Origin of the sequence: Caulobacter rhizosphaerae (genome assembly GCF_010977555.1) — a bacterium.
Lineage (GTDB): Bacteria > Pseudomonadota > Alphaproteobacteria > Caulobacterales > Caulobacteraceae > Caulobacter > Caulobacter rhizosphaerae.
Map to the genome: position 1 here is coordinate 4,852,501 of NZ_CP048815.1, position 16,615 is coordinate 4,869,115.

Annotated in this window: 15 protein-coding genes and 1 tRNA gene; 7 read left to right on the forward strand and 9 right to left on the reverse strand. The window is 69.9% G+C overall.

The features are described 5' to 3' along the window. Positions 1-4: 4 nt before the first annotated feature. The 4 genes from rplK to G3M57_RS22075 all read right to left on the reverse strand — a co-directional run bounded on the left by rplK (position 5) and on the right by G3M57_RS22075 (position 2,474). Positions 5-436 carry a 50S ribosomal protein L11 gene (gene rplK, locus G3M57_RS22060; RefSeq protein WP_007661528.1) on the reverse strand — a complete coding sequence of 144 codons (432 nt, stop codon included), beginning with the start codon at positions 434-436 and terminating at the stop codon, positions 5-7. A 160-nt stretch (positions 437-596) separates the two neighbouring features. Then, positions 597-1,124, reverse strand: a complete 528-nt coding sequence (locus G3M57_RS22065) for a cupin domain-containing protein (protein ID WP_163233047.1) — start codon at positions 1,122-1,124, stop codon at positions 597-599. 80 nt (positions 1,125-1,204) lie between these two features. Next, entirely contained in the window at positions 1,205-1,663 is a 459-nt protein-coding gene (locus G3M57_RS22070) for a GNAT family N-acetyltransferase (RefSeq protein ID WP_163233049.1), read from the reverse strand. A gap of 52 nt (positions 1,664-1,715) precedes the next feature. After that, positions 1,716-2,474, reverse strand: coding sequence for a MauE/DoxX family redox-associated membrane protein (locus G3M57_RS22075; protein WP_163233051.1), 759 nt, complete (start codon positions 2,472-2,474; stop codon positions 1,716-1,718). An 83-nt stretch (positions 2,475-2,557) separates the two neighbouring features. Here G3M57_RS22075 and G3M57_RS22080 point away from each other — a divergent pair, with 83 nt between their 5' ends. Further along, positions 2,558-2,965 (forward strand): MerR family transcriptional regulator, encoded by a 408-nt coding sequence (locus G3M57_RS22080; RefSeq protein WP_163233053.1) that lies wholly within the window; start codon positions 2,558-2,560, stop codon positions 2,963-2,965. A 142-nt stretch (positions 2,966-3,107) separates the two neighbouring features. On the opposite strand, the gene nusG is transcribed toward G3M57_RS22080, so the two are convergent. The 3 genes from nusG to G3M57_RS22095 form a co-directional block, all read right to left on the reverse strand. Further along, a complete protein-coding gene (gene nusG, locus G3M57_RS22085) occupies positions 3,108-3,665 on the reverse strand; it encodes a transcription termination/antitermination protein NusG (RefSeq protein WP_028038086.1) in 558 nt (185 codons plus the stop codon). An 8-nt stretch (positions 3,666-3,673) separates the two neighbouring features. Next, positions 3,674-4,000 (reverse strand): preprotein translocase subunit SecE, encoded by a 327-nt coding sequence (gene secE, locus G3M57_RS22090; RefSeq protein WP_056762585.1) that lies wholly within the window; start codon positions 3,998-4,000, stop codon positions 3,674-3,676. A 63-nt stretch (positions 4,001-4,063) separates the two neighbouring features. Further along, a tRNA-Trp gene (locus G3M57_RS22095) sits at positions 4,064-4,139 on the reverse strand. 270 nt (positions 4,140-4,409) lie between these two features. On the opposite strand from G3M57_RS22095, the gene G3M57_RS22100 reads away from it, so the two are divergent. Further along, positions 4,410-4,604 carry a hypothetical protein gene (locus tag G3M57_RS22100; protein ID WP_056762584.1) on the forward strand — a complete coding sequence of 65 codons (195 nt, stop codon included), beginning with the start codon at positions 4,410-4,412 and terminating at the stop codon, positions 4,602-4,604. A gap of 4 nt (positions 4,605-4,608) precedes the next feature. Here G3M57_RS22100 and G3M57_RS22105 read toward each other — a convergent pair whose 3' ends face one another. Continuing rightward, positions 4,609-4,998 (reverse strand): hypothetical protein, encoded by a 390-nt coding sequence (locus G3M57_RS22105; RefSeq protein ID WP_056762580.1) that lies wholly within the window; start codon positions 4,996-4,998, stop codon positions 4,609-4,611. A 283-nt stretch (positions 4,999-5,281) separates the two neighbouring features. On the opposite strand from G3M57_RS22105, the gene G3M57_RS22110 reads away from it, so the two are divergent. The 5 genes from G3M57_RS22110 to G3M57_RS22130 all read left to right on the forward strand — a co-directional run bounded on the left by G3M57_RS22110 (position 5,282) and on the right by G3M57_RS22130 (position 13,180). Beyond that, a complete protein-coding gene (locus tag G3M57_RS22110; RefSeq protein WP_163233055.1) occupies positions 5,282-6,112 on the forward strand; it encodes a ferredoxin--NADP reductase in 831 nt (276 codons plus the stop codon). Between the two features lie 85 nt (positions 6,113-6,197). Continuing rightward, entirely contained in the window at positions 6,198-7,445 is a 1,248-nt protein-coding gene (locus G3M57_RS22115; RefSeq protein ID WP_269141760.1) for a molybdopterin molybdotransferase MoeA, read from the forward strand. Positions 7,446-7,530: 85 nt separating this feature from the next. Further along, positions 7,531-9,468, forward strand: coding sequence for a polysaccharide biosynthesis protein (locus G3M57_RS22120; RefSeq protein WP_230983951.1), 1,938 nt, complete (start codon positions 7,531-7,533; stop codon positions 9,466-9,468). 132 nt (positions 9,469-9,600) lie between these two features. After that, entirely contained in the window at positions 9,601-11,412 is a 1,812-nt protein-coding gene (locus G3M57_RS22125; protein WP_163233057.1) for a response regulator, read from the forward strand. Between the two features lie 223 nt (positions 11,413-11,635). After that, positions 11,636-13,180, forward strand: a complete 1,545-nt coding sequence (locus G3M57_RS22130) for a dienelactone hydrolase family protein (RefSeq protein ID WP_163233059.1) — start codon at positions 11,636-11,638, stop codon at positions 13,178-13,180. Between the two features lie 74 nt (positions 13,181-13,254). Here G3M57_RS22130 and G3M57_RS22135 read toward each other — a convergent pair whose 3' ends face one another. Then, a complete protein-coding gene (locus G3M57_RS22135; protein WP_163233061.1) occupies positions 13,255-16,527 on the reverse strand; it encodes an error-prone DNA polymerase in 3,273 nt (1,090 codons plus the stop codon). Positions 16,528-16,615: the final 88 nt, after the last annotated feature.

The following is a 16,615-nucleotide window of genomic DNA, read 5'->3' on the forward strand; positions in this document are numbered from 1 at the left end:
GGTCTTAGGCCTCCACGATCTTCAGGCCCATGGCCTTGGCGGAGCCTTCGATGATCTTGGCCGCGGCCTCGAGATCGTTGGCGTTCAGGTCCTTCATCTTCTTTTCGGCGATCTCGCGCAGCTGGGTGCGGGTCACTTCGCCGACGGTCTCGCGACCGGTCAGCTTGGCGCCGGACTTCAGGCCGGTGATCTGCTTCAGATAGTGCGTCGCCGGAGGGGTCTTGGTGACGAAGGTGAACGACTTGTCCTGATAGACCGTGATGACGGTCGGCAGGGGGGTGCCCTTTTCGACGTTCTCGGTGCGCGCGTTGAACTCCTTACAGAAGCCCATGATGTTGACGCCGCGCTGACCCAGAGCCGGGCCGATGGGCGGTGAAGGCGTGGCGGAGCCGGCCTTCACCTGGAGCTTGATATAGCCCAGGATCTTCTTAGCCATTGTATCCTCTCAAGAAAGCCGAACGGGCGGCCTTCGCTGGTTGGCCGTGGTGCGGGCTGGCGGCCCTCCCACGGATTTGATCTCATCCATAACGACGAGCACGCCCCGGGACGGAGTCCTGGAGCGAGGCGCGGCGTTTAGCAGGTGGGCGGCGGGGAGTCTAGCGCGCCGGCTCGGCGGCCGGCGCGGGCGGATCGACGAACACCGTGTTCGACGGCCCGCAGCCGGTGACATAGAGCACCACCGGCCCATCCTTGGCTGTTCCGAAGTGGGCCACGGTCTTGGGCTCGCTGTAGAGGCTGCCGGGCGGCAGGGCCTTGGTCTGGGTCACGTCGAACTTCCGGCCGTAGCCGATGGACCAGGTCCCCGAAACCACTGTCGTCGTGCGGGTGTCCTCATGGGTGTGGGCGGCCAGTACGAAGCCGGCGGGGATGGCCAGCCTGGCGGTATAGAGGCCAGGCTTGGCCGGGTCGCCATAGAGCACGACGGTCTGCACGCCCCCCGGCTTGCCGGTGCTGGGCAAGGCGGCGATCTCGGCGGGCGTCCGCCGCACCTGTGGCGGAATGACCGAGCCGCCGCACGCCGCCGTGTCGGCCGCGGCGACTCGCGACGCCTTCGCGGCGGGCGGGGCGCAGGCGACGGCGGCGAGGCACAGGGTCGCGAGGATCCAGAGGCGGGAGCGGCGCATGGCGAGTTCCTGGGTCGGACAACCGTCACCCATACTCGCCTTATTGTTGAGTTTGCGATAGAGCAAAACCGCAGAGTTTGTCAAACCAGCTTCCGGTACACGACAAACCCCGACTTCTCCGCCACCCGGTCGTACAGCGTCATCGCCGTGACATTGGTCTCGTGCGTCTGCCAGTAGACCCGCGAAGCGCCGGCCGCCCTGGCCGCGGCGTAGACCGCCTCGATCAGCGCCCGGCCCACGCCCTTGCCGCGCGCCTGTTCGGTGGTGAACAGGTCCTGCAGGTAGCCGCTGGGTTCGATCGCCGTGGTGCTGCGGTGAAACAGGTAGTGGGTCAGACCCAGCAACCGGCCGTCCTGTTCGGCGACCAGGGCGTGGACCGGCTCGTAGGCGTCGAAGAACCGTTCCCAGGTCATGGCCGTGACCGCCGGGTCCAGGGCCGTGTCGCCGGACCGGCCGTAGAAGGCGTTGTAGCCGTCCCACAGCGGCAGCCACTGGTCGCGGTCCGCGCGGGTCACGGGACGGATCACGAGGTCGGCCATGGTCGAAGTCCTTCGGGCGGCTAGGGGCAGCCTTCCCCTAGCCTTGCAGGCGCTACATCGCCAGCATCCACACCGCCATGGCGACCATCATCAGGTTCTCGGTCAGGGAGACGAAGCCCAGCGGCACGTTGCTGTCGCCGCCCACGCAGGCGCATTTCAGCTCGCGCTTGTCGATATAGACGGCCTTGAACACCGACACCGCCCCGACGGTCCCGATGAACAGCGCCACCGGCGCCGACAGCCAGGTCAGGGCCCCGGCGATCATCAGCACCCCCGCTCCGACCTCGGCGAACGGATAGATCCGGGCGTAGGGCAGCCAGCGCTGGGCCAGCAGGTCGTAGCCCAGGAACATGGTCGAGAAGGTCTCGACGTCGCGCAGCTTCAGGATTCCGAGCACGCACATGGAAAAGGCGATGAACCACTGGACCGCGTGGACGGTCAGGGCCTGGCCGGTCATGGCGTAGCTGGCGGCCAGGGCCATCAGGGCGGTGACGGCGAACACCGCGATCACCGGCGTGTAGGTCAAGGCCTTGGGGTCGCGCACCTTCAGGCCGAAGTGGCGACGCAGGTCGTCATAGCCGCCGATCCTGCGGCCGCCGATGAAGGCCTGGGGCGTGGTCGCCACCCCATGGGCGGCCTTGAAGACGTCGATCTCCTCGCGCGTCGTCAGCAGGTGGTCCTCGACGGCGTAGCCCTGGCGGCGCAACAGGCCCTTGGCGCGCAGGCCCCAGGGGCAGGTGTGCTGGTCGGTGACCATCCGGTGCAGGACGGCGGTCCGGGGCGAGATCTGGGTGGCGGCGGGAGCGGTCATCGCGGGGTCTCCGGCTTGATCGAAAACGGGTCCCCGCTCATATGGGTTCCGTACCATGGTACGGAGTCAAGGGGCGCAAGGCGATGAAGACGACGACGATCGCGGGCCTGGCCCAGGCCGGCGGAGTGGGCGTGGAAACGGTGCGCTACTACCAGCGGCGCGGCCTGCTGGAGCAGCCGCCGCGACCCGAGGGCGGCGGTTCGGGCGGCGGGGTGCGGCGCTATGGCGAGGACGACGTGCGCCGCCTGCGCTTCATCCGCGCGGCCCAAGCGGCCGGCTTCACCCTGGAGCAGGCGGCCGAGCTCCTGGCCCTGGACGCCGGCGACGACCACGCCCGGGCGCGCGGCCTGGCCCTGGAGCGCATCGCGGCGCTCGACGCCAGGATCGCCGAGCTGGAAGCGGCCCGCGACGCCCTCAAGCGCCTGGCCCGCGCCTGCGGCGAGACCACCACGGACCCCTGCCCGATCCTGTCGGCGTTCGAGGGGGCGTAGGGACGAGAGCCAGCGCCAGGGACGGGACAGGCGCATGCGCCTGTCCCCAACCGTACTCGTCCCCAGCCGCGTTCCAGACAGCAAAAACCCCGCGCCGTTTCCGGCGCGGGGTTTTCGAAAGCTTCGGCCGGGAAAGCCGCCCTTAGGCGATCTTCTCGACTTGGCTGTATTCCAGTTCCACCGGGGTGGCGCGACCGAAGATCGAGACGGTGACGCGCAGGCGGGCCCGCTCCTCGTCGACCTGCTCGACCGAGCCGTTGAAGCTGGCGAACGGGCCGTCGGTGACGCGGACGTTCTCGCCGACCTCGAACAGCACCACGGTCTTGGGACGCTCGACGCCCTCCTCGATGGTGCCGATGATGCGCTGGACTTCCTTTTCGGAGACCGGCTGCGGCTTGGAGGCGCTGCCCAGGAAGCCCGTGACCTTCGGGGTGTTCTTGATCAGGTGATAGGCTTCATCCGAGAGGTTCATCTTCACCAGCACGTAGCCGGGGAAGAACTTGCGCTCGGCGTTGACCTTGCGGCCGCGACGGATCTCGACGACGTCCTCGGTCGGGACCAGGATTTCGGAGAAGCTGTCTTCCAGGCCGTGGCTCTTGGCCTGTTCGCGGATGCTCTCGGCCACCTTCTTCTCGAAGTTCGAGTAGGCGTGGACGATGTACCACTTGTGGTTCGGATTGGACGCGGTGTCGGTGCTCATGATGTTTCTTATCCCGCGGCGATCTTGAGAAGCAGGTTGGCGCCCCACCCCAGGATCCAGTCGGCGAAGGTGAAGAACAGCGAGGCCAGCACCACCATGATGAAGACCATCACCGAGGTGATCCAGGTCTCCTTGCGGGTGGTCCAGGTGATCTTGCGGGCTTCGGCGCGGACTTCCTGCGCGAAGCGGACCGGGTTGATCGGCTTCTTCGGCGCGGCCGGAGCCTTGGCGGCGGCGGTGGCGGCGCCCCCTTGAGCGGAAGGCGAGAGCGCCGCGGCCGTCTTGGCGGCGCGGTTCTTGATCGCAGACGGGCTAGAACCCGGTTTCCTGGCCATGACTTAAGAGGCTCGCGACTTTCGATAGGTCAGCCCGAAAACCGGGTGACCGATGACATATAGTGGCAGGAGTGGAGGGACTCGAACCCACGACCCTCGGTTTTGGAGACCGATGCTCTACCAGCTGAGCTACACTCCTGCGGAACCGCGATCCCCTTAGCGGAGATTCCGGCTTTCCGGCAATGAACATCGCGCCGGTAGGCTCTTTGAAGCCCGCCAGCGCGTTGGTCTCATCGCCAGAGCCGCGTCGTGTAGCAGGGTCGTTCGAGCCCGGCAAGCGGCCGGCGCACGTTCCGCGGATTCGGTCGCTACGGCCCCCCCGGCGCTCCAAGGACGGCGCGTCTGCAAGGATCAGCCGCAGGCGCGGCGCGTTAGGCCTCTGCGCGCGTCGAAGCCCGGAGGAAACGCCATGCCGACAATCACCAGCCATGACCAGGGCCGGCCGTCCAATCGCGAGGTGGAGAACGAGAACCAGCGTCCCGCCCGAGACGCGGATCAGGGCGGCGGCGGCAAGGCTCCGCGTCCCGCGACGGAGCCCCGCGGCGCGGAAGGCAGTTCGGACTCGCCGAAGACCCGGACGGATCCGGGCTCCGGCGAAGCCTGAGTCGTCAGCCGGCCTTTTCCGCTTCCGGCGCGGCCGCCGGAGTCAGGGCGGCGCATTGGATGTTCAGATACGACCACTTCACGTCCGCGAGCTTGCGGCCGCATTGGGTGTTCTCACCCAGGTCGCGCCCTTGAAGGGAGATGGCCACACCCTTGGCCGGGTCCGGGGCCGGACTGGCGCCGCTGACGTCGTAGTAGCCGCCGCCGGGACCGCGAACCACCAGACAGGACGTCGATTCCACCGGCCGCACGCAGCCGGAGGCGGTGACCGCCTTGCCTTCGAGAGAGACCGTTTGAGCCTTTTGACCGGTGTTGCCGGTTTCCTGCCCGCAGGCAGCTACGCTTAACGCTAACAGACTGGCCGCCGCGGCGGCCTTTACGAACCTTACCCGCATACGTTCCTCCGTATCATTGGCCTCCCCGCCGTCTTCGGGCGAGGAAGCAGGAGGACAGTGCGCCCCGTTTTGAGAGGCGGCAATCACAATTTTGACACGGTTCAAAAAACAGGCGCCCGCCGTTTTGACGCTTTTGGGGAAGATTTTCTCAAAGCCCTTTCAGACCACCAAAGTTGACATCGGCCCGGGTCTGCTCACATGAGACGCAGTCGCTTCTGGGCCGTTGCGGCGCCACCTCTAGAATTCCGCGGTTCGCCGCGCGTCCAGGACTTGAAACGACACTATGACGGCCATCGAAACCACCGCTCCCGCCCCCGTCAAGGAAGCCGCCTGGCACACCGAGACCGTGCTGTGGGTCAAGCACTGGACGGACCGCCTGTTCAGCTTCGCCATCACCCGTCCGGCCAGCTTCCGCTTCCGCTCGGGCGAGTTCGTGATGATCGGCCTGCCGCCCCGCGAGGAGCTGGGCGAGAAGAAGCCGATCCTGCGCGCCTATTCGATCGGCTCGCCGCACTTCGCCGAGGAGCTGGAGTTCTTCTCGATCAAGGTCCCCGACGGCCCCCTGACCTCGCGCCTGCAGCAGATCAAGGAAGGCGATCAGGTGCTGCTGGGCAAGAAGCCGACAGGCACCCTGGTGCTGGACGCCGTTCGCCCCGGCAAGCGGCTGTTCCTGTTCGGCACCGGCACGGGCCTGGCGCCCTGGCTGTCGGTGGCCCGCGACCCGGACGCCTACGCCCGCTTCGAGCAGGTGATCGTCGCCCACGGCGTGCGCGAGGTGCAGGAACTGGCCTATCGCGACCTGTTCACCGCCGAGATCCATGACGACCCGCTGGTCGGCGACGAGGCCAAGGCCCAGCTGGTCTACTATCCCACCGTCACCCGCGAGCCGTTCGAGCGCCAGGGCCGGTTCACCGACCTGATCGAGAGCGGCAAGCTGTTCGCCGACCTCGGCCTGGAACAGGTGAAGTTCGACCCCGAGCACGACCGCGCCATGCTGTGCGGCTCGATGGCGATGATCAAGGACACCGCCGCCCTGCTGGAAGCCCACGGTCTGACCGAAGGCTCCAACGCCGAGCCGGGCGACTTCGTGATCGAGCGGGCGTTCGTGGGGTAACCCACCGACGGGCACAGGCGCATGCGCCTGTCCCCGGCCCGTGCGGCGTGCGTTAGACTGGGCTCGGGAGCGCGGGAGTACGGGCGTGGGCGACGACGACCTTTCACGGAAGACCCTGAAGAACCTGACCGTGGACGAGGCGCGGGGCCGCATGCTGGCCGGCGCCGCGCGGTTGGGCGTCGAGGAGGTCCCACTGGCCAAGGCCCTGGGCCGGGTGCTGGCCGCCCCCGTGGTCGCCGACCGCGACCAGCCGCCGTTCGCCGCCTCGGCCATGGACGGCTGGGCGATCCGCCGCGCCGACCTGGTCCCCGGGGCGCGCTTCCAGATCGCCGGCGAAAGCGCCGCGGGCCAGGCCTATGGCCGTCCCGTCGAGGCCGGCCAGGCGGTGCGGATCTTCACCGGCGCGCCCGTGCCGCGAGGCGCCGACCTGGTGGTGATCCAGGAGAACGCCACGCGCGACGGCGACACCGTGGCCTTCACGATCGACCGCGACCCGCCGCCTGGCAACATCCGGCCGGCCGGCGGCGACTTCCGCTCCGGCGACGTGCTGCTGACCGAGGGCGCGCGGCTGGACGCCTGGCGCCTGGCCCTGGCGGCCGCCGCGGGCTGGCCCAGCCTCGATGTCGCCGTCCGGCCGCGCGTCGCCATCCTGGCCACCGGCGACGAGCTGGTCCCGCCCGGCTACGTTCCTGCCCCCGACCAGATCTTCGAGTCCGGCTCGTTCGCCCTGGCCGCGCTGGTCGAGGCCTGGGGCGGCCAGGCGACGCGGCTGAAGGCCCAGGCCGACGACCGGGACGCCATCGCCCGCGCCGTCGCCGAGGCTCAGTTCGACCTGCTGGTCACGGTCGGCGGGGCCTCGGTCGGCGACCACGACCTGGTCAAGCCCGCCCTGCAGACCCTGGGTCTGGATCTTCGCGTCCAGACCGTCGCCGTGCGCCCCGGCAAGCCGACCTGGTTCGGCGTCCTGGAGGCCGACGGCGTGGGCGGCCGCCCTGTCCTGGGCCTGCCCGGCAACCCGGCCTCGGCCCTGGTCTGCGCCGAGCTGTTCCTGCGGCCGCTGCTGGCGGCCCTGACCGGCGCCGATCCGGGCCTGGCGATCGAGACCGGCGTCCTGGCCGCTCCCCTGCCCGCCAACGGCCCGCGCGAACACTGGATGCGCGCGGCCCGGGCCGTCGACCCCGACGGCCGGGTCAGGGTCACCCCCTTCTCCGACCAGGATTCCTCGCTGATCGGCGTGTTCTCCCGCGCCGACTGCCTGGTGCTGCGGCCGGCGGGCGCGGCGGCGGCGGACGTGGGCGACGTCGTCCAGCTGCTGCCGCTGGCCCGGGGCTGATCGCCTCAACGGGCGACGCCGCACGCGGAGCGTGCTAAGTCCCCCGCGAAGCGGTTCGCGGCGGCCGCCGGCGGGAGTTGCGTTGATGGGTCGTATGGGCAAGATCGCGGCGCACATGGTGCTGGCCTTCATGGCCATGCTGCTGGCCCAGACCCTCGCCTCCGGCGCCCTGCCGTTCACCGCGCCCGGCCTGATCCTCGCCGCCCTGTTCGCGGTCTCCGCCCTGGCCGTCGAGCTCCTGTTCCAGGTCGAGCGCTCGCCCTGGCGGTTCTTCGCGGCCAGCGACGGGCTGCGGCTTGCGCGCTCGGCCCTGCTGTCGGTTCTGACCTTCGCCCTGGTCGCCCGCCTGGCCGACGTGCGCCAGCCGGGCGGCCTGCGCACCCTGGCCGTGGCCTTCCTGCTGCAGACCGCCTTGCTGGCCGGCCTGCGGATCGTGCGCCGCGCCGTGCACGAACGGGCGCTGGTCGACGCCCTGACCCGCCTGCGTCCCGCCCCCGCCTCGCCGGCCCTGCCCCGCCTGCTGATCGTCGGCTCGGCCAACGAGGCCGAGGCCTTCCTGCGCGCCCCCGCCGCCCTGGGCGAGCGCTACGCCCCGGTCGGCGTCCTGACCCCCGAGGCCCGCGAGACCGGCGACGAGTTGGGCGGGGTCTGCATTTTGGGCGTCATCAACGACTTCGACCCCGTCATGGCCCAGCTGCGCGACGGCGGCCTGCAGCCGTCGGCCGTGCTGTTCCTGACCGACGGCCCGCTCAGCGCTTTCGGAGCCGAGCGCCTGGGCCGGCTGAAGACCGAGGGCGTGCGCCTGCTGCGTCGCCAGGGCCTGGTCGACATGGCCGGCGGCTCGGCCCTGCGCGAGATCAGCCTCGAGGAGCTGCTCAGCCGCGCCCCGGTGCGGCTGGACCCCCAACCCGTCCGCGCCCTGGTGGCCGGCAAGCGGGTGCTGGTCACCGGGGCCGGCGGCAGCATCGGCTCCGAACTGGCCCGCCAGATCGCCGCCAGCGGCCCCGCCCAGCTGACCCTGCTTGACGCCGCCGAGGCCAACCTGTTCCACATCGACCGCGAGTTGGGCGAGGCCTGGCCCCGGCTGCCGCGCCACGCGGTGCTGTGCGATGTCCGCGACTCCGCCCGTCTCGACCAGGTGTTCGCCGCCGAGAAGCCCGAGCTGGTCTTCCATGCCGCCGCCCTCAAGCATGTGACCCTGGTCGAGAACCATCCCTGCGAAGGGGTGCGCACCAACGTGCTGGGCAGCCGCAACGTCGCCCTCGCCGCCAAGGCGTGCGGCGCGGCCCACCTGGCGCTGATCTCCACCGACAAGGCCGTGGCCCCGGCCAGCGTGATGGGCGCCACCAAGCGCGTCGCCGAGGCCGTGGTCCGCCAGTTCGCCAAGGGCTCCGATGGGAGCGGCGTCGGGACCCGCGTCAGCGTGGTGCGGTTCGGCAACGTGCTGGGTTCGGCCGGATCGGTGGTGCCGATCTTCCAGCACCAGATCGCCCGCGGCGGGCCGGTGACCCTGACCGACGCCGAGGTCGAGCGCTACTTCATGACCATCCCCGAGGCCGTGCAGCTGGTGCTGCGGGCCGTGGCCCTGTCGGCCGGCGACAGGGAGCCCCCGACCGGGGTCCTGACGCTCGAGATGGGCGAGCCGGTCAAGATCATCGACCTGGCCCGGCGGATGATCGAGCTGCAGGGTCTGGTCCCCGGGCGCGACATCGAGATTAAGATCACCGGCCTGCGCCCCGGCGAGAAGCTGACCGAGGCCCTGGTCGACATCAACGAGACCGCCCGCCCCAAGGCCGAGGGGATCACCGAGGCCGCGCCCGTCGTCCCCCTGCCGCCGATCCCTTCCGCGGCCCTGGCCGCCCTGGAGGCCGCCGCCCTGGCCGGCGACGAGGCCGCGGTCCGAGAGCGGCTGTTCGCCCTGGTCGAGGGACTGCGGATCGTGTCGCCCGCCCCCGCGACCGCCGGAAGGACGCCGGCGGGCGAAATCCGGGACAAGTTGGCCACTGCCCGAACTCAGGCTTAAATAGAACTCGCCCACGATCGCCTATAGGGCGAGCGAGCAAGCCAGAATCAGCCTCTCATGCTTTGTCTCGCCGCGCTTGCGTGGCGGGCCGTCCTGGCCTTGGGACAACAGTAAGCGTCAGCGGGAACCTGGATGCTCGAACAGACGGTGGACGTCACCCGCCTGGAAGGGTTCGTTCGATATACGCGCGGGATCGTCCGCGCCCGCCTGGTCCTGGTCGCCCTGTTCGTCGGCCTGCTGGTGATCTACACGCCGATGCGGATGACCGTGTTCGGCCTGGTCGAGCTTTGCGTCTACGGCGCGCTGTTCCTGGCCACCGAGGTCGCCCAGCGTCATCCCGATCCGATCACGGCCTTCCGGCGGCTGCGCTGGCAGTCGATCGCCCTGGTCTTCCTGCTGTCGATCAACGCCTGCGCCCTGGCCGTGAAGATCCGGCTGATCGGCCAGCCGATCATGCGGGTGGAGGCCGCCCTGCTGGCCATCTGCGTGCTGCTGTTCGCCGCCCTGCGCGTGCACACCGGCAAGATCAGCTACCTCACCGCCGTGGCGCCGCCGGTGGCGACGCTACTGTGGATCGGGTTCGACCGCCACACGCCGCTGGCGGCCAACCACTATGGCGCGGCCATGCTGCTGTTCGTGGTCGCCGTCCTGACCGCCACCTGGCGCCAGCAGACCACCGACCGCGCCCTGGCCCAGGCCCTGCGCGACCTGGCCCGCAAGAACGCCGACCTGACCGAGGCCGTGGCCGAGGCCAAGGCGGCCAGCCGCGCCAAGTCCGACCTGCTGGCCGTCGCCAGCCACGAGATCCGCACCCCGCTCAACGCCGTGCTCGGCTTCGCCCACGCCCTGCGCCGCGACACCTTCCTGACGCCGATCCAGGCCGACCTGGCCCAGGGCGTGATCGAGGGCGGCGCCCAGCTGACCCGGCTGCTCGACACCGTGCTGGACCTGACCAGGGTCCAGGCCGGCCAGGCGGCCCTGAACCCGACGGCGGTCGACCTGCGCCGGCTGATCCGCACGGTGGTGCGGGTGTGGAGCGCCCACGCCCAGGCGGTCGGCGTGCTGCTGAGCTTCGAGGACGCCGATCCCGGCCTGGCCTATGGCGTGCTGGCCGACGAGGCCAAGCTGGAGCAGACCCTGGTCAACCTCGTCTCCAACGGCCTGAAGGCCTCGCCGTCGGGCGGCGCGGTGACGGTGCGCCTGGCCGGCATGGTCAAGGACCAGACCCTGACCGCCCTGGTCGAGGTCCGCGACAGCGGCGCGCTGGTGCCCCTGGAGGACCGGCCGCGGATGTTCGAGGCCTTCGAGCAGACCGAGCGCGGCAGGAGCCTGGGCGGCAGCGGGCTGGGCCTGTCGATCTGCGCCGCCAACCTGGCCCTGATGGGCGGCGAGATCGGCGTGGAGGACGTCTCAGAGGACGAGGTCCAGTCCGGCAAGGCCGCGCGGCGCGGCGCGGTGTTCTGGTTCGCCTTCGAGGCGCCGGTCCTGGCGGCCCCGGCGGCGGAATCCGCCACGGAGGCGTCCGTCGCCGCCCCGGTGCGGGTTCTGGCGGCCGAGGACAACCCCGCCAACCGCCGGGTGCTGGCCGCCCTGCTGGCCGCCTCGCCGGTCGAGCTGGTGTTCGCCGAGGACGGCGCCCGGGCGGTCGACGCCTGGCGGGCCGAGGCCTTCGACCTGGTGCTGATGGACGTCAACATGCCGGTCATGGACGGGGTGGCGGCCGTGGCGCGGATCCGCCAGCTGGAAACCTCGGCCGCCGAGCCTCGCCCCCGCACGCCGATCTGGATGCTGACCGCCAACGTCTTCGACGACGACGTCGCCCGCTACCGCGCCGACGGCGCCGACGGCGTGCTGCGCAAGCCGATCGACACCGTGGCCCTGTTCGCGCTGCTGGCGCAGGTGGCGGAGGCGAAGGCGGGGGTCCAACGGCGCGTGACGGCCTAGGGCGGATCGGCGCTCGGCATTTCGCAAGTCCAACTTCTGCGTTAAATGATGTCTGGATCCCTGGGGTTACCTGCGGCCTGACCAAGGTCCGCAATGGATGGTTCGCGGTCTCCCCTAACCGCTGCTGTCGTGATCAAGCCGCCTCCAAGCTTAACATTACGAAACCTTCAGTTGTCACTGTGCGCGCTCGACGCCATGGCTGCCCCTTCAAAAGGGTGAAGCGATGCGTATTGTTTTTCTGCTTCTGGCGCTGCTCGGCGCGCCGTCCATGTCGACCGCCCAGTCGAATTTCTCCCGCCACAATCCGCCTGGGCCAAACGCCGTCGGCTTGCGGATCGTCGAGCAGTACGATTTCTCGCGCGGCTATCGCGGCGAGACGGACGTCGAGACAGGCAAACCGATCGCCGGCGAGCGGGCGCGGCCCGTCCAGACGCTGGTCTGGTACCCCGCGGCGAAGGGCTCTGGCCAGGGCCTGACCGTGGGCGACTACGTCAAGCTCGGGGTCACGGCCGACGACTTTGATCATCCGCCAGCCGAACGCGCCACGATGCAGGCCAAGTTCGTGGCCGCCCAGGTCGCCATGCTGTCGCCGGAACGGGCCAAGGCCGAGCTGGCCGCGCCGATGCTGGCCCGCCGCGACGCCACGCCGGCTTCGGGCAAGTTCCCGGTCGTGATCTACGCGCCCAGCTTCAACGCCGAGGCCTACGAGAACGCCGACCTGTGCGAATACCTGGCCAGCCAGGGCTATCTGGTCATCGCCAGCCCCAGCTTCGGCCAGGCCTCGCGCGGCATGACCACCGACCTGGAAGGCGTCGAGGCCCAGGTCGGCGACATTGAATTCCTGATCGGCTACGCGCATGGCCTGCCCCAGGCCGATATGAGCCGCCTGGCCGTGGCCGGCTACAGCTGGGGCGGCCTGGCCAACGCCATGGCCGCGGCGAAGGACAGCCGCATCCGCGCCCTTGTCACGCTGGACGGCTCGGTCCGCTATTGGCCCAACATCGTCAAGCAGTCCCAGTACCTGACCCCGGCCCGCGTCACCGCGCCGATGCTGTACATCGCCGCCGCGCCGAAGTCGGTCGAGGACACGGCCGCCGACGTCAACCGGGACCAGAGCTTCCTGGCCAAGATGAAATACGCCGACCTCTACAAGGTCACGATGTATCCCTACGTCCATGCCAACTTCTCGGCGATGTTTGGCCAGCGGCTGCTGCCCGACAGCCGCTATGGCGCCTATGACAAGGACGAGCTGTCGGTCGCTAACGGCTGGGTGGAGACCTATGTCCGCCGCTTCCTGGACGCCTATCTGAAAGGCGACGCCGCCAGCCGTACCTTCCTCGACACGCCCGTCGCCAAGACGGGCGCGCCGCGTCACCTGCTGGCCGCCGACGTGACCAAGTCCACGGGCGCGCCGCCCACCCGCGCGGCCTTCGCCGCCGAGCTCAACCGCGCCGGTTTCGACAAGGCGCTGGCGACCTACCAGGCGTTCAAGAGTCGCGACCCAGACTTCGCGATCGACGAGACGGAGCTGAACCGCTGGGGCTACCAACGACTGGCCGCCGGCGACACCTCCATGGCCGCGGGCGTCCTGAAGCTGGCCGCGGACCTGCACCCCGACAGCTGGAACGTCTTCGACAGCCTGGGCGAGGCCTATGCCGCCAATGGCGAAAAGGCGCTGGCGATCGCGGCCTATCGCCGGTCCCTGGTCCTGAACCCCGGGAACGGGAACGGCGCGGCGCAGCTGAAGGCGCTGGGCGCGGCGCCCTAGCCACACGCCGATCCCTCTCTCTGGGAGGGACGTCGCTCGGGGGCCGCGAGCCGTCCGGGGTGACATGCGACGCCCTAGTGAAAATCCCGGCTCCTCTGCAGCCGTCCGGATGTCCGCATCCGCACCGTGGGGGCCGGGGCTTCAGGGTCTTCCTTCATGCGCGCCAGCTGCGCCGACAGGTCGGTGAAGCTCTCAGCCACCACGTGGATGACGCCGTCGGCCGCCTGGACCTTGCCGTGGACGATCAGGAACGAGGCGCTCATCACCGTGCGGCGGTGGGCGTCGAAACAGTCCTTCCAGACCACCGCATTGGCCACGCCCGTCTCGTCCTCCAGGGTCAGGAACACCACGCCCTTGGCGGTGCCCGGCCGCTGGCGGATCAAGACCAGGCCGCCGACCGACACCCTGCGGCCGTCGCGCACGCCCTTCAGTCGCTCGGCGGGCGTGACGTTCAGCCGATCCAGCTGGGGCCGGAAGAACCGCAGCGGGTGGGCCTTCAGCGACAGGCTGGTGGTGCGGTAGTCCTCGGCCACCTGCTGGGGCAGGGCCATGGCCGGCAGGGTGACGGCGTCCTCGAACAGCGGCAGGCCGGCCAGCAGCGGCGCCTGGATGTCGACCTTGACCTCGCCCTTCAGCCCCTTGACCGCCCACAGGGCGTCGCGGCGGGAGAGGCCCGCCCCGGCGAAGGCGTCGGCCTCGGCCAGCAGCTCCAGGGCCCGCTGGGAAACCCCGGCCCGGGCGAAGTCGGCGGGGGCGCGGGCGCCGGCGGCGCGGGCGGCCATGATCAGGTCGGCGTCGAGATCGGCGTCCTCCGGCTTTTTCTTCTTCTTCAGCCCTTTGATCTGGCGCAGGCCCAGGCGAACGGCCTTCCAGAGCGGCCGGGTGTCGGGATTGAAGATCTTGTCATCGGCGATCCGCCGTTCCCGCCCGGTCGGCGGCGTGGCGTCCTCCAGCGTGCAGTCCCAGTCGCTGGTCAGCACGTCCGGGGCCCGCACCTCGACCCCGTGTTCGCGAGCGTCGCGCACCAGCTGGGCCGGCTGGTAGAAGCCCATCGGCTGGGAATTGATCAGGGCCGCGCAGAACACGTCCGGCCAGGCCCATTTGATCCAGGCCGAGACATAGACCAGCTTGGCGAAGCTGGCCGCGTGGCTTTCCGGGAAGCCGTACGAGCCGAAGCCCTCGATCTGCTTGAAGCACCGCGTGGCGAAGTCGCGTTCATAGCCGCGCGACACCATGCCCTCGACGAACTTGCCGCGATACTGGCCCGGGTCGCCGTCGTGCTTGAAGGTGGCCATGGCCTTGCGCAGGCCGTCGGCCTCGTCGGGCGTGAACCTGGCCGCCTCGATGGCCAGGCTCATGGCCTGTTCCTGGAACAGCGGCACGCCGTAGGTGTTGCCCAGAATGCCCTTCAGTTCGTCCTTGTCGCCGTGCTCCGGCGAGGGCGCCGGCCATTCCGCCTTCTCCAGGCCCTGTCGCCGCCGCAGATAGGGGTGGACCATGTCGCCCTGGATCGGGCCCGGCCGGACGATCGCCACCTCGATGACCAGGTCGTAGAACCTGTTGGGCTTCAGCCGGGGCAGCATCGACATCTGGGCTCGGCTCTCGACCTGGAACACCCCGACGCTGTCGGCGACCGACAGCATGTCGTAGACGCCCTTCACCTCGACCGGCACGTCGGCCAGGTCGACGATCGGCTGACCGTGGTCGGCGCGCAGCATGCCGAACGCCCGCTGGATGGCCGCCAGCATGCCCAGGGCCAGGATGTCGACCTTCATCAGGCCCAGGCTGTCGATGTCGTCCTTGTCCCACTCGATGAAGGTGCGGTCCTTCATCGCCGCATTGCCGATCGGCACGGTCTCGTCCAGCCGCCGCTTGGTCAGGACGAAGCCGCCCACGTGCTGCGACAGGTGGCGCGGGAACTGCAGCAGCTCGGTGGCCAGGGCGATGGCCCGGGCGATCTGCGGGTTCTTCGGGTCCAGGCCCGTCTGGCGGATATGCTCGTCGGGCAGGCCGTCGCCCCAGCTGCCCCAGACGGTGTTGGCCAGGATCGCGGTGATGTCCTCGGTCAGGCCCAGGGCCTTGCCGACGTCGCGGATGGCGCTGCGCGGGCGGTAGTGGATCACCGTACCGCAGATGGCGGCGTAGTCGCGGCCATAGCGCTCGTAGACATACTGCATGACGTCCTCGCGCCGCTCGTGCTCGAAGTCGACGTCGATGTCCGGCGGCTCGCCGCGGTTCTCGGAAATGAAACGGGTGAACAGCAGCCGGTGCTCCATGGGGTCGATCGCCGTCACCCCCAGGCAGTAGCAGACCGAGGAATTGGCCGCCGAGCCCCGCCCCTGGCACAGGATTCCCATCTCCCGCGCCTTCTGGACGATGTCGTGCACGGTGATGAAGTAGTTGGGGTAGTCCATCTTGGCGATCAGGCCCAGCTCCGTGCGGAGGTTGTCCTGAACCTTGGGCGGAACGCCGCCGGGATAGCGCCAGGCCGCCCCTTTCCAGGCCAGATCCGTCAGGTGCTCCATCGCCGTCTTGCCCGGCGGCACGGGCTCGTCCGGGTACTGCTCCTTCAGGTGCGAAAGGTCGAAGCCGATGCGCTCGACGATCTCGACCGTGCGCTCCACCGCCTGGGGCCAGCGCTCGAACAGCCGGGCCATCTCGGCGGGCGTCTTGAGGTGGCGCTCGGCGTTGGCCTCCAGGCGAAAGCCCGCCTCGGTGATCGTGCAGCCCTCGCGGATGCAGGTCATCACGTCCTGCAGCGGCCGCCGCTCGGGACCGTGATAGAGCACGTCATTGGTGGCGACCATCGGCGCGCCGGCGTCGCGGGCCAGCTCGGCCAGCCGCGACAGACGCTTGAGGTCCTGGGCGGCGTAGGCCCGGCTGGCGGCCAGCCAGACCCGGCCGCGCAGTTCGCCGGCCATGCGGTCGAGATCGGCCTGGAAGGTCTCGTCCAGTTTCGCCGGCGGCACGACCAGGGCCAGCTGGCCGTGGGCGTGCTCCAGGAAATCCTTCCAGGACAGGTGGCACTCGCCCTTTTCGGCCCGGCGCTGGCCCACGGTCAGCAGGCGGGTCAGGCGGGCGAAGGCCTCGCGGTCGGACGGGTAGCACAGCAGGCTGGGCGTGCCGTCCATGAAGTCCAGCCGGCAGCCGGTCAGGGCGCGGATTTGCAGGTCCTTGGCCGCCGTCCAGGCCCGCACCACGCCCGCCAGGCTGTTGCGGTCGGTGACGCCCACGGCGCTCAGGCCCAGGGCCTGGCCGGTCAGCATCAGCTCCTGGGCGTGGGAAGCGCCGCGCAGGAACGAGAAGTTGGTGGTGGCCTGGAGCTCGGCGTAGCGGTGGGTGGTCATGGCTAGACCCTCCCCCCATGGGGGAGGCGGCCCAAATGGGCCGGAGGGGGAAGTGGTCCCACCTCGGCCGTATCCCCCCACCGATCGC

Excerpts from the sequence above, each read along its gene's own strand:
- rplK (WP_007661528.1), bottom strand. The coding sequence starts at position 436 with ATGGCTAAGAAGATCCTGGGCTATATCAAGCTCCAGGTGAAGGCCGGC.
- G3M57_RS22065 (WP_163233047.1), bottom strand. The coding sequence starts at position 1,124 with ATGCGCCGCTCCCGCCTCTGGATCCTCGCGACCCTGTGCCTCGCCGCC.
- G3M57_RS22070 (WP_163233049.1), bottom strand. The coding sequence starts at position 1,663 with ATGGCCGACCTCGTGATCCGTCCCGTGACCCGCGCGGACCGCGACCAG.
- G3M57_RS22075 (WP_163233051.1), bottom strand. The coding sequence starts at position 2,474 with ATGACCGCTCCCGCCGCCACCCAGATCTCGCCCCGGACCGCCGTCCTG.
- G3M57_RS22080 (WP_163233053.1), top strand. The coding sequence starts at position 2,558 with ATGAAGACGACGACGATCGCGGGCCTGGCCCAGGCCGGCGGAGTGGGC.
- nusG (WP_028038086.1), bottom strand. The coding sequence starts at position 3,665 with ATGAGCACCGACACCGCGTCCAATCCGAACCACAAGTGGTACATCGTC.
- secE (WP_056762585.1), bottom strand. The coding sequence starts at position 4,000 with ATGGCCAGGAAACCGGGTTCTAGCCCGTCTGCGATCAAGAACCGCGCC.
- G3M57_RS22100 (WP_056762584.1), top strand. The coding sequence starts at position 4,410 with ATGCCGACAATCACCAGCCATGACCAGGGCCGGCCGTCCAATCGCGAG.
- G3M57_RS22105 (WP_056762580.1), bottom strand. The coding sequence starts at position 4,998 with ATGCGGGTAAGGTTCGTAAAGGCCGCCGCGGCGGCCAGTCTGTTAGCG.
- G3M57_RS22110 (WP_163233055.1), top strand. The coding sequence starts at position 5,282 with ATGACGGCCATCGAAACCACCGCTCCCGCCCCCGTCAAGGAAGCCGCC.
- G3M57_RS22120 (WP_230983951.1), top strand. The coding sequence starts at position 7,531 with ATGGGTCGTATGGGCAAGATCGCGGCGCACATGGTGCTGGCCTTCATG.
- G3M57_RS22125 (WP_163233057.1), top strand. The coding sequence starts at position 9,601 with ATGCTCGAACAGACGGTGGACGTCACCCGCCTGGAAGGGTTCGTTCGA.
- G3M57_RS22130 (WP_163233059.1), top strand. The coding sequence starts at position 11,636 with ATGCGTATTGTTTTTCTGCTTCTGGCGCTGCTCGGCGCGCCGTCCATG.
- G3M57_RS22135 (WP_163233061.1), bottom strand. The coding sequence starts at position 16,527 with ATGACCACCCACCGCTACGCCGAGCTCCAGGCCACCACCAACTTCTCG.